Origin of the sequence: Vibrio sp. MMH1-50 (assembly GCF_022347645.1) — a bacterium.
In the GTDB taxonomy this organism is placed as follows: Bacteria; Pseudomonadota; Gammaproteobacteria; order Enterobacterales; family Vibrionaceae; genus Vibrio; species Vibrio harveyi.
This window is the reverse complement of record NZ_JAKRGG010000034.1, coordinates 1-25260: the sequence shown is the minus strand read 5'-3', so window position 1 is coordinate 25260 and position 25260 is coordinate 1. Positions and strand designations below refer to the sequence as shown.

Below are 25260 nucleotides of genomic sequence, written 5' to 3'. Positions count from 1 at the left end.
GACAAATGAGTGATCAACATCGATACTTTTATGAGTTTTAATTGCCGAATCTGCACACTTGGGTTACGCTGTCACCATAAGTGTATTGAGGGTCAGAAGGATGAAATATCAACAGCTTGAAAATTTAGAATGTGGTTGGAAATGGAAGTATCTCATCAAAAAGTGGAAGGATGGTGAAGCCGTTACCCGATACATCGATACGAGCGAAGCCGATGCCGCAATTGCCGAACTTCGTAAACTTGAGCATGAGCCAACCCAAGTTCTTACTTGGATTGAAAACCACATGTCTGAAGAGCTTGATAATAAGCTGAAGCAAGCGATCCGTGCTAAGCGTAAACGTCACTTCAATGCAGAACAAGTCCACACGAAGAAAAAGTCCATCGATCTAGATTATCGAGTGTGGGAAAAACTCTCCAATCGAGCGAACGAGCTAGGCTGTACGTTATCCGATGCTATTGAGTATTTGTTATCAGAGGCATCTCGAAGTGAAAAAGCCAGTATGAAGGTATCGTCGCTGAAAGAAGACTTGAGTAAATTGCTTTCTAGCTAAGGAGTATCAAATGCTTTACGTAATATTGATTGCTGCTGTTGTCATTTTTTGGCTTATCGCCGTAGATAGACCTGTCCTAAAAGTTAAGTTTGAACAAGGGCAAATATCGAAGGTGAAAGGTCACATACCGCCTTCTTTTAAACACAACCTGCAAGACATCGCTGAGCATTCTCCGTTTGATGGCGAAATGAAAGTCTATAACCAACGTACAGGTATGCGCTTAACCTTTTCCAAAGACGTGCCGAAAAAAGTTCAACAACGCATTAGAAACGTTTTTCCTCACCAAGGCTTTAAGTCCACCAAAGGTAAAAAGCGAGCTTAAGAAAACTATCAATTACTTATTCGTGTTAAACGGGACGCATTTAATGTGTCCCATTTTTATATCAGCAAAGTCAGTGAGTTAAAGTTTCACTTTTTACGAATTGAAAGGGAACTTCATGCGATACACAGTCACGTTTTTGTGCTTTTTATTTGGAATTTCTGTTGCTATAGCTGACGACTCAGAAATCAATCCTGTAGCGAAAAAAATCAAAGCGGAGCTTCAGAAGAAAACAGATAGGGCATTTGATGGTTACCACGGATATTGTGACTTGATGATTGAAATGGAACACAAAGGCAAGAGTGCAACGATCAAGAGAGTTAAAGGAAGTGGTGATAAACGCGTATGTCAGCTCACCAAATCAAATGTGAAAATTGGCAAACGTTATCGTTATAAATTCTCTGAAAAGTACATACGACTACACATAACAACGGGCAATTAGCATTCACTAATAATATTTCGATAATTATTATTCACTTATAAGTGGAATTAATATCACATTCCATTTACTGCATGTGTCTTTATAGATAAACTTGCCGACAGGAAAATAAAAACAACGTTAGGAATATCAGTTTGTTGCTCACGCAAAAAAATTACACACCAGAAGCAATGGACATCGCGGTCAAAGTATCGAAAGAAGTCGAACTTAGACATGCCAAGTGGCTAGCTAGTATGAACCACCAAGTGGATCAGTCACAAGTGGATAAGCTCCTCAGTTTACAGGGGCGTTATTGTGACGATGTGATCTTTAGTGAAGAAGACAGAATCACGCGCAACCAAAGAATACTTCTCATGTGCGAACAAGAGCGAGTAAAAGAAAAACGCCAAATCGTGGAAGACAAGCAGAAAACACTGCAAAAAGTCATCAGCGATGTATCGAAAGTCGCCGATCGAATGTTAATGAAGAAGCTTGAAACGCTTCCAATTGATAAATTATCGAGCAATATACCCGCATTTGAGTTATTCGCATCGTTTGCCTATTCTCCATCTCTAAGCTTTTCAAAACTGACAGACTTGGCTAACAATAGCCATCAGCTAAGCTCAACGATTATAGATCTGATTGAGAACTCAAGACTGCGTGAGCGAGGGAGTGCGGCTAAAACTAGTTCAGATGCAAGAGTCGCGATTGGGCGCCTTGGAATTGAAAATTGCCGTAAACTATTCCCGGTTTTAATGGCGCGCCCAATGATGAGATGGTCAGATAATAATACTAAAATCCTGACTCCCAAGTTTTGGCAACAATTGGTTTTGACTGCCAACGTCACCAAAATGCGATTGGAATCGGCAGATGTTCAAGATTCCGATTGTGGTGTTTTGATCGGAACGCTTCGTAGCTTAGGTAGCATCGTATTGATTAATCACTTCACAGATACGTTTGAAGACGCACTCATTGAAGTCATGCTGAACTATAGAAAAACGAACAGGAAAGATGAGTATTATGCCTGCGCCGATGTCCGACCAAATTCCGCTTTCTTGCCTAAAGTCATTGTCGATATGGAAGCTCTGGTGACTAAAAGACTTTTAGAAAACTTTCACTGGTCGAAGAATGTAGAACATATAAAAGTTGCTGTTCTTGAAGACATCGAAAGCAAACCCATCTTAGAGCGCAGTGTCTATGGAGCAGCTTTAGCGCAGGCTAGGGCGTATGCAATCTATGATAACTTATCGAGAAGTGAAGTGTTTGCAGAAAAGCATAAACCATTTTGGTTTGCTAACGTCCAGATATCAGGGGAAGCATTGTCATCAATTAGAATGAGTGCTCCAGGAAAGATGACTCTTATGATGTAAAAGAGTCACAGTGTCACAAAAAAACTCAAAGCGACTGTAACAAGTCGCTTTTTTAATGTCATAAGAAAATGAATAAACAAGTGACACCTCAGTATTGTTGAAGAACACAAGGTTACGACGTCACTAATGCTTAACTGTAAGTTCATCAAACGTCCAGTCACATCATTGATAAAGACTAATAGACAGCATTTGTCAGATCGTCCTTCAAACCAATCGTGGTAAGAGCCATCAATTTGAACGAGCTCGCCTAAACAATCACGTCGGTAGCGAGGTTGGTAAACTTTAGGCTTGCGTTGCGAATGCGGTGTCCATAAACCATCTGCAATCATCCAACTTCGTAAGGTCTCGTTACTATGAACTCCGTTAGTTTTTCTCTGGCAAGTGTTGGAGAAAAATCAGATTAAACGCATCCTTAGCTGCTTGTAAGCAAAGCTTAGTGACTACGAACTAAAGAGACATTTTAACTTTGGTAAATAGTGACATTACAACTTTGCGCCTACAAAATCAGTGCGCATTATGTATATTATGTTAAATGGAATATCAACGTACGCCAATTCTTTCTTCGTCTGGGCTCCTATCCCTTTCAGATTTTAAAATATGAGGCTTTTTATGAGTGTCATTAAACATAACCGCGATTTACCATAAAATACTTAATATAGATCTTAATAATCTTACGATTGTTAAGATCTATATTAATTCGCTACGCGATCTCCACTAATGAATGGATCGCTTCGTAGATATCCTGTCTGCGAACTGGCTTTGATACAAATCCGTCCATGCCAGCTTTCATGCATGTCGCTTTATCACTCTCAAGCGCGTGTGCAGTCAATGCAATGATTGGTGTTTTGATTCCTTTCTTTCTGATAAGTCTTGTCGCTGTAATGCCATCCATAACGGGCATCGACACATCCATTAAAATGATATCGATGTCTTGTGTTTGTTGCTCCAAAAACGTTAAGGCTTCCGCGCCGTGGCTGGCAATAAATACATTGTGCCCGAGTTTATTCAGAATAAGCTTTATCACTAACTGGTTAGATTCAGTATCTTCCACGACTAAAATGTTGGTCGACTTTGATGGCTGATTTGATTCTATCTTTACCGGTCTTTCTTGGTTAGTCCTGGTAAGAACCGGGATTTTGACTGTAAAATGAGAGCCGACTCTCTCTTCACTTTTTACAGAAATTGAACCTCGCATCATCTCAACAAGGTGTTTGGTGATGGCAAGTCCAAGCCCGGTACCACCGAATCGACGAGTAATTGAGCTGTCGCCTTGATGAAAAGCTGTAAACAAATGACCAATTTTAGCTTGAGGGATTCCTATCCCAGTATCTGCGACAGATATGATGATTTCACCATTGCTTTCTAGCACAGAAACATGCACATCTCCAAAGTCTGTAAACTTAATCGCGTTTCCAATCAAGTTAAAAAGCACCTGTGATATACGAGTAGAATCAATCCAGTACTGTTTATTTCTATCTAGATTGCAGTGTAGGTCAAAGCTCAAACTTTTGCTTGTAGCCACTTGTTTTTGTTGAGAAACAATTAGTGTTACCGCGTCACTTAAGTCTGTCCACTGTTCATTTAAATGAAAGCTTCCTGACTCTATCTTTGATAAATCCAAAATGTCGCTGATAATCGCCAATAGCAAATCTGCAGAGCATTCCATTTGGTTCAATACGTCTGACTGGGCATCGGTTAAAGTTGATTGTCTCAAGATGTCTAACATCCCAAGAACTGAGTTCAAAGGCGTTCGAATTTCATGACTCATCATGGCCAAAAACTCAGACTTCGATTGGTTAGCTCTTTCTGCTTCTTCTCTAGCCCGTGCTAATTGAGACGTCCTCACCTCAACGATACGTTGTAACTTCTCTTTGGTTTCAATATCGATAACAGCCCTTTCAATTAAGGGTCTAAAACGCCTTAACGTTTCTTTGTTTTCAATACTGAAGTGACCTTTTTGAGCTCCAACAAGGATGATAATAGTCTGGGTTACTTCAGATCGAATGCCCGTAAGTAGCATTGAATTCACGTGGCTTTTAATAAAGGAGTTTAAGCTCTCAAACTCCTTTAATCGCATAGGCTCGAACAACAAAATACATTCGCCATTAAGAGCCCTTTCCGACGCGTTACCCGGTAACCAATCTGCTCTATCAAAAACACTATTTGTTGATAATAACGTCTTGAAGTTTTGTCTATTACAGTCGCGAGTAATGACGATGAAGTCATCAAAATCAATGTACTTCTTTAGAACACTGTTTAGACCGGAGAAAATCTCGTGACGGTTTCGAGCTTCACTCATTGCAGAGATTGCTGACAGAATGGCTTTGTTTTCATCAGCCAATAACTTCTCACGTTGCCTTGCCTCTTTGAGTTCGACAAGTGCCTCTTGTAACGCTTCCTGCTGGTATATCTCTAAATATTTATCTTTCATAAGGTTTATGGAATATCGCTGATGATATCATCAGGTTTCCATGTCCATTCTCACCACCTATAAATCTTCCTTGCTCACCAAAAGTAAACGGGCAAATAAAAGGCAGGTTCTCTAATTCCTGATTAATTTGTTCACAAACACTGTTGATGTCCTGTTTTAAGTGCAACATAGGACCAGCACAAAAGATATTGATCACCCCTATTTTTCGAGATTCCTCTAACTTTTGATTGAATGCAGCGTTCACAACTCTCGCCGCTCTTGCGACAAGATGCTGGCGACTACCTTGCATCAACGTTAGCATTTCGCCTTCTTCAATATCGGTGAAAAGCTCAATGCCACCTTGTTCAGTTTCTCTTATCGGGTGTGAGAGTTTGTAATAAGGTCTCTCATACAATTGACCCGCGATGCGCCCTAACGGATATGCACTTGAGTTAGTGAACAGGAAGCTTTCTCTATCAGTTTGTGTTTCTTGATGATTTGTCCACGCTCGATATACATCGAGAGCAGGTTGATTATCTATCTCGAGTAAGATGCGACCTTTCGTTTTCGTCGCAATACCAGTTATCCCTGTTGGCGAGTGTCCTGCACTAAATGCGATATCGACCGGCTGTGAGGAGTAAAACAACGTTAAGCTCACGCCATTTTGTTCGTACCCTTGAGAGGTAATAATTGACCAGTTGCCTTCAATGTTATTGTCAGCAGCAGAACCACCAATGATTGGGACTAATGTTCCGAACCGACTGTCAATGCATTCTATGACAGATTCTTCATTCCCAGGTGTCGCATGTAAGAGAATTAAGTTAGGAACCTCACCTACTCTATCTGCATGAAATAAAGCCATATTCAGCGCTTGGTCTACGCTGGATTCAATATCCGTACTATAAGTTGAAATTCCTGTCCCGTAAGAATGTAAACCTGAGTCATAGATCGCGAGTATCGCAATGGTAGGACCTTGATGGTAACCATGGTTAGTCATGATAGCTTGGCATGAGCTAGCACCATGGAATGGAATGTCAGGAAACAGGTCGGAGAATGCGTACTGAATTGCTCTGAAGTCGTACTCTTCAGTGTAGTAGCAAATGATATGTGAGAGATTCTCCTCACTGAGTTCAGAGCGAAATTCTTCTATCGCTAAATATTCGTCGGTGATATGAGTAAATAATGATTGGCACTGCATACGGTTTTATTATTGGTTATCACTTTACTGTTATACCACTGCAAATTTTTACTGCTAGGCAAGAAAGCATTAATTGCATAAACAAGATGCAATTATCTCGCGTCAGATCAGATTTATAAATGAACTTGGACAATATTTTCATTTAATTTGATATTAATCGTTTTTGTTTCCGAAATACTATTCCAATTGATGTCTCGATATTTATCGTTGAGATTAATAAATTCACCAGATTGATTTAGATCAATTTTTATACTGCGATTTTCTGGGCTTTCGATTGAAAAGCCTTTCGAAGTCTTATTTATAGTGATTTTTGATACACCAATTGTTACATCACATCGTTGTTTTTGTGAACAGTCCACCTCTTTGCTCGTCTCATAAGTAAAGGTGCGCCAGAAAAAGGCACCGATTAAAAGACTGAGCATGATTAAGATTTGTGCAAGTCTCGCCTTTGTTAACTTTTGTGCGGCCATAATTCCTAATATCCTTGTTACAAACTTCAAACTTTTTAAATAAAAAATGATTTCCAGAGGTCTTGTAAGGTTACTACTCTGTCATTGAAATGTTAATTCAAGTATAGTGTCACGCTGAAAATGCCACTTTTTATTAAAGTCAGCAATGGAAATAAAGTGATGATAACACTTGAATTCTAGAGTTTACTTGGGTGGTGTTACGACGCAAGTCGTGTTGGAAGTAAAGTGTAGTTAATTAGAAATTGGAAGCATGCAAATGAGCCAAGTAAAGCAGCTTGAACAAAACTACAACTATACAGTCGTTCGCCAATTTACCCTTGTGACCATTTTATGGGGCATAGTTGGTATGGCTGTTGGTGTTTTGATTGCCGCTCAGTTAGTTTGGCCACAGCTAAACTTTGATACGCCGTGGTTGACGTACAGTCGTTTACGTCCATTGCATACTAATGCGGTAATTTTTGCGTTTGGTACCAGTGCTCTGTTCGCAACATCTTATTATGTTGTTCAGCGCACCTGTCAAACACGTCTTTTTGGTGGCCCACTCGTTGCCTTCACCTTTTGGGGTTGGCAAGCAATTATCCTAGCCGCAGCAATCACCCTACCTTTAGGTTTAACCTCTGGTAAGGAATATGCTGAGTTAGAATGGCCTATTGATATCGCAATCGCGATAGTATGGGTATCTTACGCAGTCGTGTTCTTTGGAACATTGGTCAAGCGTAATACCTCTCACATCTACGTGGCTAACTGGTTCTTCGGTGCCTTTATCCTAACAGTAGCAGTACTTCACATCGTGAACAGCATGGCTATCCCTGTGTCACTTGGTAAATCGTACTCGATTTATTCTGGTGCAGTGGATGCAATGGTTCAATGGTGGTATGGGCACAACGCGGTAGGTTTCCTACTGACCGCTGGTTTCCTAGGTATGATGTACTACTTTGTCCCTAAACAAGCTGAACGTCCTGTTTACTCTTACCGTTTATCTATCGTTCACTTTTGGGCACTGATTTCCCTATACATCTGGGCTGGTCCTCACCATCTGCATTACACAGCATTACCTGACTGGACTCAGTCTCTTGGTATGGTGATGTCTTTGGTTCTATTTGCTCCATCTTGGGGTGGTATGATCAACGGTATCATGACGCTGTCTGGCGCATGGCATAAGCTTCGCTACGACCCTATCCTACGTTTCCTAATCGTTTCATTGTCTTTCTACGGTATGTCTACTTTCGAAGGTCCAATGATGTCTATTAAGACAGTAAACGCGCTATCGCACTACACAGACTGGACCATTGGTCACGTTCACTCTGGTGCACTAGGTTGGGTTGCAATGGTTTCAATTGGTTCTGTATATCACCTTGTCCCGCGTCTATTCGGTCAAGAGCGTATGTACTCTGTAAGCCTAATCAATGTTCACTTCTGGTTGGCGACTATCGGTACTGTTCTTTACATCGTAGCGATGTGGATCTCAGGTGTAATGCAAGGTCTAATGTGGCGCGCAGTTAACTCTGACGGCACACTAACTTACAGCTTTGTAGAATCTGTAGAAGCATCTTACCCGTTCTACTTCGTACGTTTCTTAGGCGGTTTCATCTTCCTATCAGGTATGTTCTTAATGGCATACAACACGTACAAGACGGTAACTGCGCCTAAAGAAAGCTTAAAAGCTATCCCTCAGCCGGCATAAGGAGATTAAAGAATGAGTAATAATTCGAATAATCGCCACGAAATCCTAGAACGCAATGTCGGTTTGTTGGCTATTTTCATCGTCTTTGCAATCAGTTGGGGTGCGCTTGTTGAAATCACTCCTCTGATTTTCCAGAAGCAAACGACGGAGCCTGTAGAAAATCTACGAGCTTACACTCCTCTGGAAATGGAAGGTCGTGACATATACATCCGTGAAGGTTGTAACGTGTGTCACAGCCAGATGATTCGTCCTTTCCGTTCTGAAACAGAGCGCTACGGTCACTACTCTGTCGCTGGTGAGAGCGTTTGGGAACACCCATTCCTATGGGGTTCTAAGCGTACAGGTCCAGATTTGGCACGCGTAGGTGGACGTTACTCTGACGAATGGCATCGTGTTCACCTTATTGACCCGCGAGAGCTAGTACCAGAATCAAACATGCCAGGCTTCCCTTGGCTTGAAGAGAACGTACTAGACGGCAAGCTGACACAGAAGAAACTAGAAATCTTCCGTGACCAGTTCGGTGTCCCTTATAAGGATGAAGAAATCGCGAATGCGGCTAAAGAAGTAGAAGGTAAAACAGAGATGGATGCAATCATCGCTTACCTTCAGTCTCTTGGTCATGCAATGAAGTAAGGGGGTCATATGGATTTCGGTACAATTCATAGTATTTATACCGTTGTGCTCTTCGCTAGTTTTATTGGCATCGTATGGTGGGCATTTGGTAAGAAGCGTAAAGCACGCTTTGAGGAAGATGCTAACTTGGTGTTTGCTGACGAAGAACAAACGACCCCAAATAACCAAGGAGTGAAGAAGTAATGACTACATTCTGGAGTCTCTGGATTATCGTGATTACTGTCGGTACGCTAGTAGGCTGTGCGATCCTCCTGACTTGGTGCGCTAAAGACAAAATGGGCGTCGAGGAAGGGGAAGACATGGGCCACGAGTACGATGGTATTCGCGAGCTTAATAACCCTCTACCAAAATGGTGGACATACTTGTTTGTGAGCACGTTTGTGTTTGCTGCTGTATACCTGACCCTATTTCCAGGTCTAGGTAGCTTCAAAGGTGTCCTAAACTGGCAGAGTTCAGATCAAACTGTACGTACGTTGGAAGAGTCGAAAGAAGCCATCGCACGAGCACAAGAAAACAAGCAACTTAACCAATACGCTAAAGAGCTAGATGATGCTGATGCATACTTCGGTGAAGCATTCCGCGCACTTGCTCACAACGCAGATGGTCTACGCCCTATCCCTGAGATTGCGAAAGATCCTGAAGCAATTAAAGTTGGTCAACGTTTGTTCCTACAGAACTGTTCGCAATGTCATGGCTCTGATGCTCGTGGTCAAAAAGGTTTCCCTAACCTAACTGACGACGCATGGCTATACGGCGGTGAGCCAGCGGCTATCGTTACAACTATCATGCAAGGTCGTATCGGTCAGATGCCAGCGTGGAAAGATGCACTTGGTGAACAAGGTGTTCAAGAAGTCGTAAGCTACACGTTAAGCCTTTCTGGTCGTAAAGTGAACGCACGTGAAGCGGAAGCCGGCAAAGCTCGCTTCGTTGTGTGTGCAGCTTGTCACGGTACCGATGGTAAAGGCAACCCTGCTGTAGGTGCACCTGACCTAACTGACCAAGATTGGTTATTCGGCGATTCACGCGCTGCAGTAACAGAAACAGTTATGAACGGTCGCTCTGGTGTAATGCCTGCTTGGAAGGACATCCTAGGCGAAGACAAAGTTCAACTTGTCGCGGCATACGTCTGGAGTTTAAGCAACTCTGACAATAAGTAACATTTCAATAACAGCCCCTTTTATAGGGGCTGTCTTTCCTTTAAATTTAAAGCCTTACATTTTTTCATTTAGCTGTTGAGAACTTTTTTATGGTAAAGCCTTGGTATAAACAATTTTGGCCGTGGTTCCTGATCATCCTGCCTCTAACTGTTGTGGTATGGACAATCGTTACAGTGGTCGTATTCGCCAATAACTCAGTTTCTTTGGTCGCCGAGGATTACTATAAAAAAGGCAAAGGCATCAATATCGATATCAGTAAAATGAATGTCGCTCGTGACCTTGGTCTTAACGCTACGATTTCGTCTGATAGCAACACAGTGGTTATCTCTTTCAATAAAGGTGAATTACCGCACTTCCCTGCACTAACAGCGACATTCACGCACCGTACATTGCCAGACCGTGATTTCACTAAGCTACTTACTGCTGATGCGAAAGGTAACTATCGTTTAACGCCAGAAAACTCTATTCAAGGTCCTTGGTTCGTTGAGCTTGAACCGCATAACAAAGAATGGATGATTCAAGGTCGCGTCGAATTCCCAGCACAACCAACAACATTAATGAAGTAAGCCTATGTGTAAATCCTGTTATCACTGTGGTGAAGATGTACCAGCCAACACGGATTTCAAAGTAGAAATATTAGGTGAAATTCGCGACATGTGTTGCCCGGGTTGTGAAACGGTGGCGCAAACCATTGTTGATAGTGGTCTTGTCTCCTATTACCAATATCGAACTGCGCCAGCAGAAAAGGCGGATCTAGTCCCCGAGCAACTCCAAGCTCTCATCCATTATGACAATGAGGACGTTCAGTTAGAGTTCGTTCGTAACCACGAGAACACTTCTGAAGTAACCCTTTCTTTAGAAGGCGTGTCCTGCGCTGCTTGTGCGTGGCTGATCGAAAAGCAAGTTTCCGGCGTTAAAGGATTGGTTTCTATTCGTGTAAATACCACCACTAACCGAGCTTTACTTGCATGGGATAAGACACAAGTACGTCTGAGCGAGTTACTATCAGTGATTCACAAGCTTGGTTACAAAGCAGCACCTTTTGAGGCAGACAAGCAAGAAGCTGCCTACCACCATACGATGAAACAGTACCTTTATCGTTTAGGTATCGCAGGTCTTGCAACCATGCAAGTAATGATGCTTGCAGTAGCATTGTATTTGGAAGTTTTTGGCGATTTGGAGCCAGAGTTTAAAAACTACTTTCGATGGGTAAGCTTAATCTTCGCAACACCTGTACTGCTCTATTCAGCGCTTCCCTTTTACCTCAATGCATGGCGAAGTATCAAAGGTCGAACCCTTGGTATGGATGTTCCTGTTTCCATTGCGCTGATTTTTGCTTATGTGGCGAGCTTAGTCGCAACAGTGACTGAGCAAGGCGAAGTGTTCTTTGAATCTATCTCGATGTTTACCTTCTTCTTGTTGGTCGGCCGATTCTTAGAAATGCGCGCTCGTCGCAAAGCAGCTGCGGCTAGCGGTAACCTTCTTAAGTTAATCCCTGCAATAGCGACAACACTAGACGGTGAACAAATTCCGGTGAAAACCCTAAAGGTTGGCGATCGCATTCGCGTTCTTCCTGGCGAACATATTCCTGCCGACGGTAAAGTGATTTCTGGTCGTATCCATATCGATGAATCGATGCTGACCGGCGAATCTGTTCACGTGGTTAAGAAAGCAGGAGATGCAGTTTACGCGGGAACATTAAATGGAGACGAATCGTTCGAACTTGAAGTGACGAATTCTAAAGCAGATTCAATGATTTCTAATATCGTTCGTCTTCAAGATGAAGCCCAACATTCCAAACCCAAAATCGCAGAAATTGCCGACGTAGTAGCGCGTTATTTTGTTGGCGCAATTCTAATCATTTCTGCAGGGACTTGGTTCTACTGGCATCAAACTAAACCCGATGATGCATTCTGGATTATGCTCTCTGTTCTGGTTGCTACTTGTCCATGCGCCCTATCTCTAGCGACACCAACCGCGTTAACGTGTGCAACTTCTCGTATGGGTAACTTTGGTATCCTGTTACGTAAAGGGCATGTTTTCGAAACGCTGTGTAAGATTAATCATCTTGTCGTGGATAAGACCGGCACCTTGACTAAAGGCGATATCGAGATTAGTGAAACCAAAACTTTAGCTGAGTTAGATAAGTCAGTGGCATTAGCTCTTGCTGCGGCACTTGAGGCGCATGCAAATCACCCTATCGCACGAGCATTTTCTGGTTTTGGTCATGAAGATATCTACGTCGATGAGGTTCAAAACGTCATTGGTTCTGGTATTCAAGGAGTTTGGAACAACAAGACAGTAAAAATTGGCAGTGCTAATTTTGTTGTTGGTGAAAACCGAGATGAAAGCAATGCTGTGTATCTTTCTGTAAACGAAGAACATGTGGCGACCTTTTACTACCGAGATCCCATTCGTAAAGAGAGTAAAGCATTCATCCAACGCTTTGCTGACGCTGGTATTACAACTACCTTATTGACAGGCGACTCATTACAAAATGCCCAGCCTGTTGCAGATGAAATGGGTATCGACCATGTGATCGCATCGGCAAAACCAGAAGACAAACTCGCGTATCTTAAAGGACTAGATCAAGACGATATTACCATGATGGTTGGCGATGGCATCAATGATGCGCCTACGCTGGCTGGTGCGCACCTTTCTGTAGCGATGGGTGGTGGTACGGACGTCGCTAAAGCTTCTGCAGATATGACGCTTCTAGGCGATAATTTAGAAAAGCTATTAGAAGCAAGGTTGCTTGCAATACGTACAAGAAAGATAATTCGAGAAAACTTGGCTTGGTCTTTGGGCTACAACCTGCTAATTTTGCCGCTTGCTGTTGCAGGCTTAGTCGCCCCCTACGTCGCCGTAGTCGGTATGTCAGCGAGTTCTATTATCGTTGTATCCAACTCGTTGCGACTGCTTAAAGAGAAGTAAGTGAGAGATCAAACATGGAAAGTCTTTACATATTAATCCCTATCGCCATTGTGTTGGTCTGTGTCGCCGTTGCTATTTTTCTTTGGGCTGTTCGTAGCGACCAGTTTGAAGATCTAGAGCGACAAGGTCACAACATTCTTCTTGATGAAGACGAAAAACCAAATAATAAAAAACAATAGCGTTATTCTATGAGCCCAGACTTTATTGGTGCATTTATGATCGGTCTCGTTGGGGCTGGTCATTGCATGGGAATGTGTGGCGGTATCGCCTCTCTACTCTCCATGGGCGCACCGAACAATAAACCTTCTTCCTCTATTCCCCTTTTCTATAACGTTGGCAGACTCGCAAGCTACGCGTTAATTGGGGCAATTGTTGGTGGTGCTATATCAGGTCTTTCAGAGTTGAGCGGTTTAACCCAGTCTCTCGCTTGGCTTCGATTTGTCGCCGCGCTTTTCATGATCTTAGTCGCCCTATATATCGCAAAATGGTGGCAAGGACTGCTTGTTATTGAGAAAGCTGGTCAACATATCTGGAAGTTCATCTCTCCAGCAGGAAAACGCTTGTTGCCACTGAAGCACCCAATGTATGCCTTTCCATTTGGCTTTATTTGGGGCTGGTTACCGTGTGGACTAGTATACTCGGCGTTAACCTGGTCTGCAGTTTCAGGAGACGCTTTAAACGGCGGATTAATCATGCTGTCGTTTGGTCTCGGAACTCTTCCATCAATGCTTGCCATCGGATATGGTGCGAGCCATTTTCAGAAGTTGCAAAAATCGTTAATATTTAGAAACATCTCTGCATTAATCCTAATAAGCTATGGCATGTATACTGCCGCCGGCGCGATGCGAATGCTTGGTTTCATATAGCATCAAAGTCGTTTTCCATCATTTTTTTGCTACCCTTTAGAAGTAAGCGGTGATAAAATATTGATGTATATCAAATAGTGAAAGGTTGTTATGATTTCTGAAAAACCTGCAACAAAGCGTATCCAATCAGGTGGTTGCGCGATTCATTGCCAAGATTGTAGCATTAGCCAACTGTGTATTCCGTTCACTCTAAACGAGTCTGAACTGGATCAGTTGGATCAAATCATCGAGCGTAAAAAGCCAATTCAAAAAGGCCAAGAGCTTTTTAAAGCAGGTGATGAGCTAAAATCTCTGTACGCTATCCGCTCTGGCACAATCAAGAGCTACACCATTACAGAACAAGGCGATGAGCAAATTACTGCGTTTCACTTAGCAGGTGACCTTGTAGGTTTTGACGCAATCACGGGCGATCTACACCCAAGTTTTGCTCAAGCACTTGAAACTTCAATGGTTTGTGAGATTCCTTACGAAATCCTTGATGACCTATCAGGCAAAATGCCTAAGCTTCGTCAGCAGATCATGCGTCTAATGAGTAGCGAAATTAAAGGTGACCAAGAAATGATCCTTCTGCTTTCTAAAAAGAATGCTGAAGAACGTCTTGCGGCTTTCCTTTACAACCTATCAACACGTTTCTCGCAACGTGGTTTTAGCCCTCGAGAGTTCCGTCTAACCATGACTCGTGGTGATATTGGTAACTACCTCGGTCTAACAGTTGAAACCATCAGCCGCCTACTTGGTCGCTTCCAGAAATCTGAAATTCTGAGCGTAAAAGGTAAGTACATCACCATCTTAGATCACGATGCATTGATGGAACTTGCTGGCGTCAGCAAAGACTAATTTGCCCTATCAATTGATGTAGCTCGAAAATGAGCTACATCATATTTCTTCCAAAATCCCTTCGAAAGTCCTCAAATTCTTCCCCAAACTGAGCTACAGTAAAAATGTACCTTGTGTACTCCAATATACTGATTTACCTTATATTCAGTATTTGGTTTTACAATAATAAGTGGGCTTAGATATGAGTATATACAGTAAGATCCTTGTTGTTGCTGACATCAATAATGATGAGCAGCCAGCACTTGCAAGAGCAGTTCAACTCGCTCGAAAAAGTGTATCCAGAAGCCGAATCACTTTCTTTCTGTCAATCTACGATTTTTCGTATGACATGACCTCAATGCTGTCGGTCGATGAAAGAGATGCTATGCGTCGCGGTGTTATCCACCAACGTGAACAATGGATGCGTAAGATAGCCCAACCGTATTTAGACGATAGCTTCGACTTTGATGTTTGTGTTGTTTGGCATAATCGCCCTTATGAAGCGATCATTGCTGAAGTCTTTGCTGGCGGTCACGACATCGTTATTAAAGGAACGCGTAAACACGATGTTCTAGAATCCGTCATTTTCACTCCTACAGATTGGCATTTGTTGCGTAAGTGCCCTATCCCTGTACTTTTGATTAAAAATGCTGATTGGCCAGAGCATGCGAAGATTCTCGCTTCTGTCCATGTTGGTTCTGAAAACCCTACGCACATTGACTTGAACGATTCGATGGTCGAGCGTCTAAAAGAAATCACTAATCGTCTTGATGCAGACCCGTATCTTGTTAATGCTTATCCGGTTACACCGGCGAATATCACGATCGAATTGCCTGAGTTTGACCCAACGACGTATACCGACGCAGTGCGTGGTCATCACTTAACAGCAATGAAAGCGCTTCGCCAAAAACACGGACTGGATGAAGAGCAAACTATCGTTGAGCAAGGCTTACCAGAAGATATCATCCCTGCAACGGCTGAAAAGCTAAATGCGGCAATGGTTATTCTTGGTACAACCGGACGCACAGGGCTTTCTGCAGTGTTTATTGGTAACACGGCTGAGCATGTGATTGATAAGATCAATTGTGACGTACTGGCATTGAAACCAAACGGTTATATCAGTCCACTTGATCCAAATACGGCGACTTAATAAGTTGTAACGTTATCCAGAAATAAAAATCCCCCAATAACTGGGGGATTTTTTATGTCTATCATTGCGTTATACACGTAATAAAAAGGAGGCTAACTTAGCCTCCTAGAATCAAATGTTGGTGACATCGATAAACATTGACTCGTCAATGTTCGTCGAAGACACAATCGCTTCGCTGAATTCGTATTCTTCACGGTTACCTTCACGATCTAGTGGAAGGTTTTCAAAGTCAAACAGTTCGCGGTCAGCAAGCTGGCTTGGGCTTACGTTCTGGATTGACTTGAAGATCGCTTCTACGCGACCAGGCGTTTTCTTGTCCCAATCGATCAACATTGCTTTAATCGATTGGCGCTGAAGGTTCTCTTGAGAGCCACAGAGGTTACAAGGAATGATTGGGAACTCTTTGTGCTCTGCGTATTTGATCAGGTCTTTCTCACGACAGTAAGTAAGAGGACGAATCACAACGTTGCGACCATCGTCTGAACGAAGTTTTGGCGGCATCGCTTTAAGGCGAGAACCATGGAACATGTTCAGGAACATTGTTTCTACAATGTCATCCATGTGGTGACCAAGCGCCAATTTAGTCGCTCCGATCTTCTCTGCGAACGAGTAAAGCGTACCACGACGAAGGCGTGAGCATAGACCACACGTCGTTTTGCCTTCTGGCACTTTCTCTTTAACGACTGAGTAAGTGTCCTTGTCTACGATGTAGTAAGGAATGTTCAGGGTTTCAAAGTAATCTGGGAGAATGTGCTCAGGGAAACCTGGCTGTTTCTGGTCAAGGTTAACTGCGACCACTTCAAACTTGATTGGTGCTGCCTTTTGTAGATTCAGCAGGATATCAAGCATCGCAAATGAATCTTTACCACCACTAATACATGCCATTACAACATCGCCTTCTTCGATCATGTTGTAATCAGTAATGGCATTTCCAACATGTCTTCTTAGGCGTTTCTGAAGCTTGTTGAATTCTAGGGTTTCTTTTCTTGTATCTACTTGGTTCATTGCGGGCTCTCACATCGCCGATAAATCGACCAGGGCTTCCTAACATGGGTTTCTTTGGGGCGTGGATTATACGAGCTTTTTGCGCAGGATTAAATGTTTGTGTGATGGAGTCGTCAATAAATAGTGTGAAAAAATGGTGAGAGTACGTTGGAAATAAAAAAGAGCCGCAGTTGCGACCCTTCTTGCTTTTCTTAACGCTTATTTTTTCGCGTTGGGAAGATAAGGTAATACACGGGTTGTTGGTTGAGGGAGTGTCATGTGCCCACCTTCACCAATTTCGCTCAGTGCAACTTGAACTTTTCCATCCACGATTGCTTTCTCTGTCCCATTAGAGAAGGTAATCGTATCATTAAGAGCATCAGCAAACTCCATCGTCACACCTTGTACTTGAGGTGTAAACCAACCAGCAAACATACCACCTAGATCTTCAAGTAATGCTTGCATTTGAGGCATCAAAGGCGTGAGTTGTTCGTAAGATACGTTACCCTGTAATGGTTCTTTGGTCATTACAACTAAAGAATAATCACATCGAGTATCTTTTGGTGTTTGGACGAAGACAAGCGGGTTCGCAGACTTCAAGTTCTTATCGATCGGAATTGGAAGCTCTTTAGAAGCTGGAATCACAAACTCTTCGTAATGCTCTTCTTTTTCCATCCATGCTTTTTCTATCTCACACAGTTGCTTGGTATCTGCATCCACAAAAAACACACCGACTTTAACATCATCGTGCCCTTCTTTCGCATTATTCTTCAATTGTGTATAGAGCTTGGAATACGTAAACATGTATTCTTGCGCGTGAGTTGCAGGCGATGCTAAGACCAGTACCGCACTGCCTAGTAAACTTAGGCTTAACTTCTTCATCCGATCCGTTATTTCTTTTATTGTGTCCAGTAAGCGTTATTGTGGCGAATCATCGCACGTAAGTCATTAACATAGGCAATGCCACGTTCAGAATACGCAAGCAAGCCATGAGTCAACTCCGATGCTGTCGCCACAGATAACAAATCCTTGTGTTTCCCTGCTAAATTCGCACGAATGTCTCGTAAATCTGCGTACGCGCGGTTACGGTTCACATTCATAAAGTATCCATGTACAGATTCTTGAACAGTATCGAACTTCTCTACTTCATGCGTTTTACCAGCGCCACGTTTTGCAGGGACAATTCCGCAGCCCTTCTTATAACACCATTGACCAAACAAGTTGTTTGCTTGTTTAGCAAAACGAGAGGTACCCCACGCAGATTCATTGGCAGCTTGAGTTAACACCAGCGCCTCCGGCAACACATTGACACGCTTAAGCATTTCATCCAGCCAAGCTTGTGTGACAGCTCCATCTTTCAAAGGATAAGAATATAGTGCAGCCAAACGCTCGGCATAGGATGTTTGCTCTGAACTAATCTCTCCAACCGTCAAAGACGTTAGGAATGCACGTTCTTTTTCAATGCGCTTATTTTCTAACGCGATTTTCGGACGAAGAAAGTCAAAGAATGCTGTCTTCTTATCTTTCGTGTCCTTAATCGAGTTAAAATCCGGAATGTCACCAATATAAGGAAGATGCGACAAATCTGGGTGTGAAACGGGTCCATGCACAACTTGCGGATCAATCGCCTTGCGATACTCACGGTCATAGTGCAAATAAGGACCAATAGAAACAAAAGTGGCGGCTATTGTGATAGCCGCCACTCGTAAACTCATAGATTTTAAAGATTTAGGCATCAAACACCTGAGAGTTACCATCGTGATCGTTATCGTTTTGTTGCGTCGCTACGATCTTCAACTTGATACCAAACATTTCGCGGTACAGGATTCCCTTCAAATGGAAGAAGAACGGTAACACGAAGATCAAGCCAATTCCGTAGAACATTGCAGCAACAATAAACATCAACATCACGCTTAAGTAAAGCCCTGCGACAACAAAAAGCTTTTTGTTTATGGCACGAAGAGACAATAAAAGCGATTGCATTGGTGGTACTCTTTTCTCACAAATCAATAAGATAGAGTGACTAAATGCTAAAGAAAGGTATAGCGATAGCAAAGGGAAAATCATTCCAGCAACACCCTGCATCATCAGGCTAAATAGTGTTGCTAAAATCACAGGAACCGTAAATTGAAGACCTTTACCAACATGACGTACCTTTGTCTTCAACCCCGCCACGTGGCTCATTGCCATTAAACTAATACCAGCATAAATCGGCGCACTGATCACTTCATAACTGAAATTAGCGACATAAATAGCGGACACGATATCTGTGGTAAAAGATTCAGGGTTTTGAAGCGCATCCAAAATAACACTTGGATCTCCGAGTTGAAGTTGAAGTGCAATATAGAAAATACCCAGCTGAACGAATAGGAGGAGAATAATCGCTGGCGAGAAGGACAAAAACTGTTGGATGGTTGTGCGCCAAGCTTCGCTAAAAACGGCTGCTGCTTTTAGTTCATACTTGCCAGAAAGAGCTCGCTCTACACTCCCTCCAAGATTGAAATCTTTCTCAAAATCGTTGTTCATATTTTATCCAAGGCTAACTTGTAAAATTTTTTCTGGAAAACCAGTTAATTAATAAGGGCGTCATTATAAAGAAATCTTTGCACGTCTAAAATCATAAGTCGGCCTCAATACTTGCAATATCTGCTATTTGGTCGATAATTAACCACTCGCAAATCTATGAAATTGAAAACATTTGCACAAGAAATTAATGCCTTTCTTATGTATAGCTGAAATGTAAATACCCCTACAAAAACAGTATGGTAAGGAATGTTTACTTTTGCCTGCAAAATTTTTTCTGTTTCAAGATAAGAAAATGCTTTGATTTCACAATTTTGGTGATTATGATGCGCGCCTCAAAAGTGAATGACTAATGTCACATCAATTGGATACACCCCAATTTGAACGTGGGAGAAATACAGACGTTGAACGCTAAACAGCAAGCAGGAAAGCCAGTAGTTCGTCTATCTGGTATTAGCAAAAGTTTCGATGGTAAGGAAATCATCGGTAATTTAAATCTGGATGTTAATCATGGTGAGTTTCTGACAATTCTTGGTCCTTCTGGTTGTGGTAAAACAACGGTTTTACGCATGATCGCGGGCTTTGAAACGGCAGACAACGGTCAAATCGTACTAGATGACCAAGATGTAACACAGGTTCCTGCAGAGCAAAGGCACGTCAACACGGTATTTCAGAGTTATGCACTCTTCCCTCATATGACCGTATTTGAAAACGTTGCTTTCGGTCTTCGCATGCAGAAAACACCTGCTGCTGAGATTGAACCAAGAGTTATGGAAGCGCTACGCATGGTTCGCCTAGAAAAAATGGCACAGCGTAAGCCTCACCAACTTTCTGGTGGTCAACAACAACGTATCGCGATCGCTCGCGCGGTTGTTAATAAACCAAAAGTACTGCTGTTAGATGAATCTCTATCTGCACTTGATTACAAACTACGTAAGCAAATGCAAATCGAGCTTAAACAGCTTCAGCGTCAACTTGGTATTACCTTTATCTTTGTTACACACGATCAGGAAGAAGCCCTATCGATGTCTGACCGTATTATTGTTATGCGCGACGGAGTTATCGAGCAGGATGGTTCCCCACGTGAGATTTACGAAGAGCCTAAGAACCTATTTGTTGCTCGCTTTATCGGTGAGATCAACGTATTCAACGCAACCATGCTAGAGCGTATCGACGAGAAACGCATCCGAGCAGAAATTGAAGGCGTTGAATCTGTTGTTTACTACGATCAAGCAGCTCAAGCAGGTGAGAAACTACAAGTACTACTTCGCCCAGAAGACTTACGTATCGAAGAGATCAAAGAGTCTGAAGAAAAAGGCATCGTAGGTCACGTAACAGAACGTACCTATAAAGGTATGACGCTTGATTCAGTTATCCAGTTGGATTCAGGCATGCGCGTGATGGTAAGCGAATTCTTTAACGAAGATGATCCAGATGTGGACCACTCACTCGGCCAGAAAGTCGCTATTACTTGGGTTGAGAGCTGGGAGGTAGTACTAAATGATAAGCAAGAAGCTTAATCTTCAGAACGCGATCATTACCCTAATCGTTGGCTGGCTAACGCTGTTTGTGTTAGTTCCAAACCTAATGATTATCGGTACGAGTTTCTTGACGCGTGATGAAGCGAACCTAATTGAATTAACGTTTACTTTCGACAACTACCTTCGCCTGCTCGATCCTCTGTATGCAAAAGTGTTGATGCACTCTTTCTACATGGCGATCATTGCAACCTTATTGTGCTTGGTGATTGGTTACCCATTTGCTTACATCGTAGCGAAAATGCCTGAAAAATGGCGTCCGTTCATGTTGTTCTTGGTGATTGTGCCATTTTGGACTAACTCTCTTATCCGTACTTACGGCTTAAAGATTGTTCTCGGTACTCAAGGCATTTTGAACAAGTCGTTAATGGCAATGGAAATCATCGATAAGCCGATGCGTTTAATGTATACCGAAACAGCAGTAATGATTGGTCTTGTGTACATCTTGCTTCCATTTATGATTTTGCCGCTTTACTCGGCAATAGAGAAACTAGACAACACATACATCGAGGCAGCAAAAGATCTTGGTGCGAACAAGTTTCAAACCATTACACGAGTGATTTTGCCTCTGACAATGCCAGGCATTATCGGTGGCTGTTTGTTGGTTCTACTACCAGCACTAGGTATGTTCTACATCTCTGACCTTCTAGGCGGCGCGAAGAACCTACTGATCGGTAACGTAATTAAGAGCCAAGTATTGAACGCTCGTGACTGGCCATTTGGTGCCGCGACCAGTATCGCCCTCACCTTCGCAATGGCTGTGATGCTTTACGCTTACTACAGAGCAGGCAAACTATTGAATAAGAAAGTGGAGCTAGACTAATGGGACGCACAGTTAGATTTAGCTTTATGGCGCTGGTATATGCATTTTTGTATCTGCCAATCATCGTCTTAATTGTTAACTCATTTAATGCCAACAAATTTGGTATGAAATGGGGCGGTTTCACCACGAAATGGTACGAAACCTTAGTAAATAACGACAGCCTAATGCAGGCTGCATGGCATTCATTGAACGTAGCGGTATTCTCAGCGACAGCAGCAACCATTATTGGTAGCTTGACGGCTGTTGCCCTATTCCGTTACTCGTTCAAAGGTAAAGGTGCGGTAAACGGCATGCTGTTTGTCGTAATGATGTCTCCAGATATTGTCATGGCGATTTCATTACTTGCTCTGTTCCTTGTATTGGGCGCACAGCTTGGCTTCTTTACTCTGTTAATTGCTCACATCACCTTCTGTTTACCATTCGTTGTGGTAACAGTGTACAGCCGCTTAAATGGCTTTGATGTGAAAATGTTGGAAGCTGCAAAAGATCTTGGTGCAAGCGAATGGGTTATCTTAAAACAGATCATCCTTCCTCTTGCTAAACCAGCGGTTGCTGCAGGTTGGCTATTGAGCTTTACGCTGTCTTTGGACGACGTAATTATCAGCTCGTTTGTAACAGGCCCAACATACGAAATCTTGCCATTGAAGATTTACTCAATGGTTAAGGTGGGCATTTCACCGGAAGTGAACGCCCTAGCAACGGTCATGCTGATTGTTTCTTTGGTTCTGGTAGTAATTTCTCAGTTGCTAGCAAGAGAAAAAGTGAAGTAAAATCCGCACCCGTTAACATCACGAAACAGAATGGTTACATGCCATTCTGTTTTTCTATCTATCGTCCAAAATTAATTGGACAACGTTTGGTTTGGAGCTAACGTCAATGAAAAAATGGGCTACTCTATTAGCTGGTAGTGCATGTGCGCTTTCTCTGTTCTCTGGTACAGCGGCAGCGAACGATAAAGAATTGGTATTTATGAACTGGGGTCCTTACATCAACAGTAATATCCTAGAGCAATTTACCAAAGAAACTGGCATCAAAGTGATCTACTCGACTTACGAGTCGAACGAGACTTTGTATGCAAAGCTAAAAACTCATAACCAAGGTTATGACCTAGTGGTACCTTCTACGTACTTCGTAGCGAAGATGCGTGACGAAGGCATGCTACAAAAGATCGATAAGACTAAGCTGAAAAACTTCGGCAACCTAGATAAAAACTACCTAGACAAGCCTTACGACCCAAATAACGACTACTCTATTCCACACGTTGTTGCGATTACAGGTCTAGCGGTTAACGCAGACATGTATGATCCAAACGACTTCCAAAGCTGGGCTGACCTATGGAAGCCAGAGCTAGAAGGTCAAGTAATGCTGATGGACGACACTCGTGAAGTGTTCCACATTGCACTACGCAAGCTGGGTTACTCAGGTAACTCTACGGATCCAAAACAAATCGACGAAGCATACGCAGAACTACAAAAGCTAATGCCAAACGTTCTAGTATTTAACTCTGACAACCCAGGCGCACCATACATGTCTGGCGAAGTTGGCGTTGGTATGCTTTGGAACGGTAGCGCAGCAGCTGCTCAAAACGAAGGCATGAACCTGAAACTAGTATTCCCTAAAGAAGGCGGCATCGGTTGGGTTGATAACTTCGCAATCTCTTCTGGCGCGAAGAACGTAGAAGCGGCTCACAAGATGATCGACTTCCTACTGCGTCCAGAAATCGCAGAGCAAATTTCAGCGGACACGGGTTACCTAACAGCGGTTGCAGAATCTAACGCTAAATTCAAAGACGTTGCACCACTGTTTCCTTCTCAAGAAGACCTTGACCGTGTTGAATGGCAAGACTCTGTTGGCGACATGACAGTGAAGTATGAAGACTACTTCCTGAAGCTAAAAGCGGGTCAATAATCTGATCTTGCTTAATAAGCCATCTACTAAATGAAAATAGGCAGCAATACGCTGCCTATTTTTGTAATTGACTGATATAATTGTATGTTGCTAGGTTTATTTGACTCGAGTTCAAGCATTACGTTCTATTTTGACCCTAATGCTGGTTTTCGTGGCTCAGATAAACAGGATTGTGCTTATCGCAATTTGGCTCAAATCGTTATTTGTTACTAGTATTGATTTGTCCTGTTGCTGAACAAAACGGAAAACAAATGAAAAGTAAATTCTACGCAAGCGCACTGTGTGCGGCGACGCTAATCGCTACCCCTGCAATGGCTGCTGATCAAGAACTGTATTTCTACAACTGGTCGGAATACATTCCAAACGAAGTTCTTGAAGACTTTACAAAAGAAACTGGTATCAAAGTTATCTACTCTACGTACGAGTCTAACGAAAGCATGTACGCGAAGTTGAAAACTCAAGGTTCTGGTTACGACTTGGTAGTACCGTCTACCTATTTCGTATCTAAAATGCGTAAAGAAGGCATGCTGCAAAAGATCGACAAAGAGAAACTTTCTCACTTTGCTGATCTAGACACTAACTTCCTGAACAAGCCGTTCGACCCGAACAACAACTACTCTATCCCATACATTTGGGGTGCGACCGGTATTGGTATCAATGCTGATATGCTAGATAAGTCTTCTGTGACTAAATGGGATGACTTCTGGGATAGCAAGTGGGAAGGTCAACTAATGCTAATGGATGATTCTCGCGAAGTATTCCACATTGCATTGACTAAGCTTGGTTACTCACCAAATACCACTAACCCAGACGAGATCAAAGCCGCTTACGAAGAGCTGAAAAAGCTAATGCCGAACGTATTGGTATTCAACTCAGACTTCCCAGCGAACCCATACTTAGCAGGTGAAGTATCACTTGGTATGCTTTGGAACGGTTCTGCTTACATGGCTCGTCAAGAAGGCGCGAACATCGATATCATCTGGCCAGAAAAAGGCACTATCTTCTGGATGGATAGCCTCGCAATTCCAGCGGGTGCTAAGAACGTTGATGCAGCTCATAAGATGATTGACTTCTTACTACGCCCTGAGAACGCAGCTAAGATTGCACTAGAGATTGGTTACCCTACTCCAGTGAAAACAGCTCACGATCTACTACCGAAAGAATTTGCTAACGATCCAAGCATCTTCCCACCACAAGAAGTGATGGACAGCGGTACATGGCAAGACGAAGTTGGTGAAGCTAGCGTGCTTTACGATGAGTACTTCCAAAAGCTAAAAGTAGACAACTAATCAGTCTGTCGAAATAGTTTAGAAAAGCGGCTTCGGTCGCTTTTCTTGTATCTGAAGATCGCGCTTTGCATCTCAATCTACACTGCTCGAATTACAAAACGGCAGAATACAAAGTTTCAAGATATACCCAAGTAACCTCGAGATGCTAGGTTCAGCGAGACTGACTTGGTTTGTAGACGCGGCGGCGATTTAAAGGTTTAGTGGGTCTAAATCAAGAATC

26 protein-coding genes and 1 pseudogene are annotated in these 25260 nt (G+C 42.7%); 19 read left to right on the top strand and 8 right to left on the bottom strand.

Annotation, left to right across the window (positions count from 1 at the left end; genetic code table 11):
* Positions 1–100 precede the first annotated feature (100 nt).
* The 4 genes from matP to MHO32_RS19975 all read left to right on the top strand — a co-directional run bounded on the left by matP (position 101) and on the right by MHO32_RS19975 (position 2657).
* Complete coding sequence (gene matP / locus MHO32_RS19990; RefSeq protein ID WP_005446823.1) at positions 101–550, top strand: macrodomain Ter protein MatP; 450 nt, start codon at positions 101–103, stop codon at positions 548–550.
* A gap of 10 nt (positions 551–560) precedes the next feature.
* Positions 561–872, top strand: coding sequence for a DUF3634 family protein (locus MHO32_RS19985; protein ID WP_005446826.1), 312 nt, complete (start codon positions 561–563; stop codon positions 870–872).
* A gap of 115 nt (positions 873–987) precedes the next feature.
* Positions 988–1311, top strand: coding sequence for a hypothetical protein (locus MHO32_RS19980; RefSeq protein WP_239213614.1), 324 nt, complete (start codon positions 988–990; stop codon positions 1309–1311).
* Positions 1312–1442: 131 nt separating this feature from the next.
* On the top strand, positions 1443–2657 hold the full coding sequence (locus MHO32_RS19975) for an HDOD domain-containing protein (RefSeq protein ID WP_009697843.1): 1215 nt from the start codon (positions 1443–1445) through the stop codon (positions 2655–2657).
* Between the two features lie 119 nt (positions 2658–2776).
* On the opposite strand, the pseudogene MHO32_RS19970 reads toward MHO32_RS19975, so the two are convergent.
* The 4 genes and pseudogenes from MHO32_RS19970 to MHO32_RS19955 form a co-directional block, all read right to left on the bottom strand.
* Positions 2777–3054: pseudogene (locus tag MHO32_RS19970) on the bottom strand (ISNCY family transposase); the annotation flags it as partial.
* A gap of 303 nt (positions 3055–3357) precedes the next feature.
* Positions 3358–5088, bottom strand: coding sequence for a response regulator (locus tag MHO32_RS19965; RefSeq protein ID WP_038898070.1), 1731 nt, complete (start codon positions 5086–5088; stop codon positions 3358–3360).
* Positions 5078–6265: an FIST signal transduction protein gene (locus MHO32_RS19960; protein ID WP_005445769.1), complete on the bottom strand. Its 1188-nt coding sequence runs from the start codon at positions 6263–6265 to the stop codon at positions 5078–5080. The genes MHO32_RS19965 and MHO32_RS19960 overlap by 11 nt, the downstream gene beginning before the upstream one ends.
* A gap of 113 nt (positions 6266–6378) precedes the next feature.
* A complete protein-coding gene (locus MHO32_RS19955) occupies positions 6379–6735 on the bottom strand; it encodes a hypothetical protein (RefSeq protein WP_239213612.1) in 357 nt (118 codons plus the stop codon).
* Between the two features lie 256 nt (positions 6736–6991).
* Between MHO32_RS19955 and ccoN the strand changes: the two genes are divergently transcribed.
* The 10 genes from ccoN to uspE all read left to right on the top strand — a co-directional run bounded on the left by ccoN (position 6992) and on the right by uspE (position 15975).
* Entirely contained in the window at positions 6992–8419 is a 1428-nt protein-coding gene (gene ccoN / locus MHO32_RS19950; RefSeq protein WP_005445771.1) for a cytochrome-c oxidase, cbb3-type subunit I, read from the top strand.
* Positions 8420–8431: 12 nt separating this feature from the next.
* Positions 8432–9052, top strand: coding sequence for a cytochrome-c oxidase, cbb3-type subunit II (gene ccoO, locus MHO32_RS19945; protein WP_009697800.1), 621 nt, complete (start codon positions 8432–8434; stop codon positions 9050–9052).
* A 9-nt stretch (positions 9053–9061) separates the two neighbouring features.
* Entirely contained in the window at positions 9062–9235 is a 174-nt protein-coding gene (locus MHO32_RS19940) for a cbb3-type cytochrome oxidase subunit 3 (protein WP_005429887.1), read from the top strand.
* Positions 9235–10209: a cytochrome-c oxidase, cbb3-type subunit III gene (gene ccoP / locus MHO32_RS19935; protein ID WP_009697799.1), complete on the top strand. Its 975-nt coding sequence runs from the start codon at positions 9235–9237 to the stop codon at positions 10207–10209. The genes MHO32_RS19940 and ccoP overlap by 1 nt, the downstream gene beginning before the upstream one ends.
* An 89-nt stretch (positions 10210–10298) precedes the next feature.
* A complete protein-coding gene (locus MHO32_RS19930) occupies positions 10299–10775 on the top strand; it encodes a FixH family protein (RefSeq protein WP_239213610.1) in 477 nt (158 codons plus the stop codon).
* A 4-nt stretch (positions 10776–10779) separates the two neighbouring features.
* Complete coding sequence (locus MHO32_RS19925; protein ID WP_239213608.1) at positions 10780–13143, top strand: heavy metal translocating P-type ATPase; 2364 nt, start codon at positions 10780–10782, stop codon at positions 13141–13143.
* A 14-nt stretch (positions 13144–13157) separates the two neighbouring features.
* Positions 13158–13322, top strand: coding sequence for a cbb3-type cytochrome oxidase assembly protein CcoS (ccoS, locus tag MHO32_RS19920; RefSeq protein ID WP_005429857.1), 165 nt, complete (start codon positions 13158–13160; stop codon positions 13320–13322).
* 9 nt (positions 13323–13331) lie between these two features.
* On the top strand, positions 13332–14009 hold the full coding sequence (locus tag MHO32_RS19915) for a sulfite exporter TauE/SafE family protein (protein ID WP_005445779.1): 678 nt from the start codon (positions 13332–13334) through the stop codon (positions 14007–14009).
* A gap of 90 nt (positions 14010–14099) precedes the next feature.
* Positions 14100–14846: an FNR family transcription factor gene (locus MHO32_RS19910; RefSeq protein ID WP_005445781.1), complete on the top strand. Its 747-nt coding sequence runs from the start codon at positions 14100–14102 to the stop codon at positions 14844–14846.
* Positions 14847–15027: 181 nt separating this feature from the next.
* Complete coding sequence (gene uspE / locus MHO32_RS19905) at positions 15028–15975, top strand: universal stress protein UspE (RefSeq protein WP_005445783.1); 948 nt, start codon at positions 15028–15030, stop codon at positions 15973–15975.
* Between the two features lie 111 nt (positions 15976–16086).
* Here the strand turns inward: uspE and ttcA are convergent, their stop codons facing one another.
* The 4 genes from ttcA to MHO32_RS19885 all read right to left on the bottom strand — a co-directional run bounded on the left by ttcA (position 16087) and on the right by MHO32_RS19885 (position 19485).
* On the bottom strand, positions 16087–16980 hold the full coding sequence (gene ttcA, locus MHO32_RS19900; protein WP_045489318.1) for a tRNA 2-thiocytidine(32) synthetase TtcA: 894 nt from the start codon (positions 16978–16980) through the stop codon (positions 16087–16089).
* A gap of 198 nt (positions 16981–17178) precedes the next feature.
* Complete coding sequence (locus tag MHO32_RS19895) at positions 17179–17841, bottom strand: DUF2987 domain-containing protein (protein ID WP_005445785.1); 663 nt, start codon at positions 17839–17841, stop codon at positions 17179–17181.
* A 17-nt stretch (positions 17842–17858) separates the two neighbouring features.
* Entirely contained in the window at positions 17859–18695 is an 837-nt protein-coding gene (locus MHO32_RS19890; RefSeq protein ID WP_029788463.1) for a glucosaminidase domain-containing protein, read from the bottom strand.
* On the bottom strand, positions 18688–19485 hold the full coding sequence (locus MHO32_RS19885; protein ID WP_005445789.1) for a hypothetical protein: 798 nt from the start codon (positions 19483–19485) through the stop codon (positions 18688–18690). The genes MHO32_RS19890 and MHO32_RS19885 overlap by 8 nt, the downstream gene beginning before the upstream one ends.
* Positions 19486–19886: 401 nt before the next feature.
* On the opposite strand from MHO32_RS19885, the gene potA reads away from it, so the two are divergent.
* The 5 genes from potA to MHO32_RS19860 all read left to right on the top strand — a co-directional run bounded on the left by potA (position 19887) and on the right by MHO32_RS19860 (position 25040).
* Positions 19887–21002: a spermidine/putrescine ABC transporter ATP-binding protein PotA gene (gene potA / locus MHO32_RS19880; protein ID WP_009697791.1), complete on the top strand. Its 1116-nt coding sequence runs from the start codon at positions 19887–19889 to the stop codon at positions 21000–21002.
* On the top strand, positions 20983–21843 hold the full coding sequence (potB, locus tag MHO32_RS19875) for a spermidine/putrescine ABC transporter permease PotB (protein ID WP_005441590.1): 861 nt from the start codon (positions 20983–20985) through the stop codon (positions 21841–21843). The genes potA and potB overlap by 20 nt, the downstream gene beginning before the upstream one ends.
* Complete coding sequence (potC, locus tag MHO32_RS19870) at positions 21843–22613, top strand: spermidine/putrescine ABC transporter permease PotC (RefSeq protein ID WP_005389180.1); 771 nt, start codon at positions 21843–21845, stop codon at positions 22611–22613. Before potB ends, potC begins: the two co-directional genes overlap by 1 nt.
* A gap of 106 nt (positions 22614–22719) precedes the next feature.
* Complete coding sequence (locus tag MHO32_RS19865) at positions 22720–23751, top strand: extracellular solute-binding protein (protein ID WP_005445792.1); 1032 nt, start codon at positions 22720–22722, stop codon at positions 23749–23751.
* 251 nt (positions 23752–24002) lie between these two features.
* Positions 24003–25040, top strand: a complete 1038-nt coding sequence (locus MHO32_RS19860; protein ID WP_005445793.1) for an extracellular solute-binding protein — start codon at positions 24003–24005, stop codon at positions 25038–25040.
* The last annotated feature ends 220 nt before the right edge of the window (positions 25041–25260 follow it).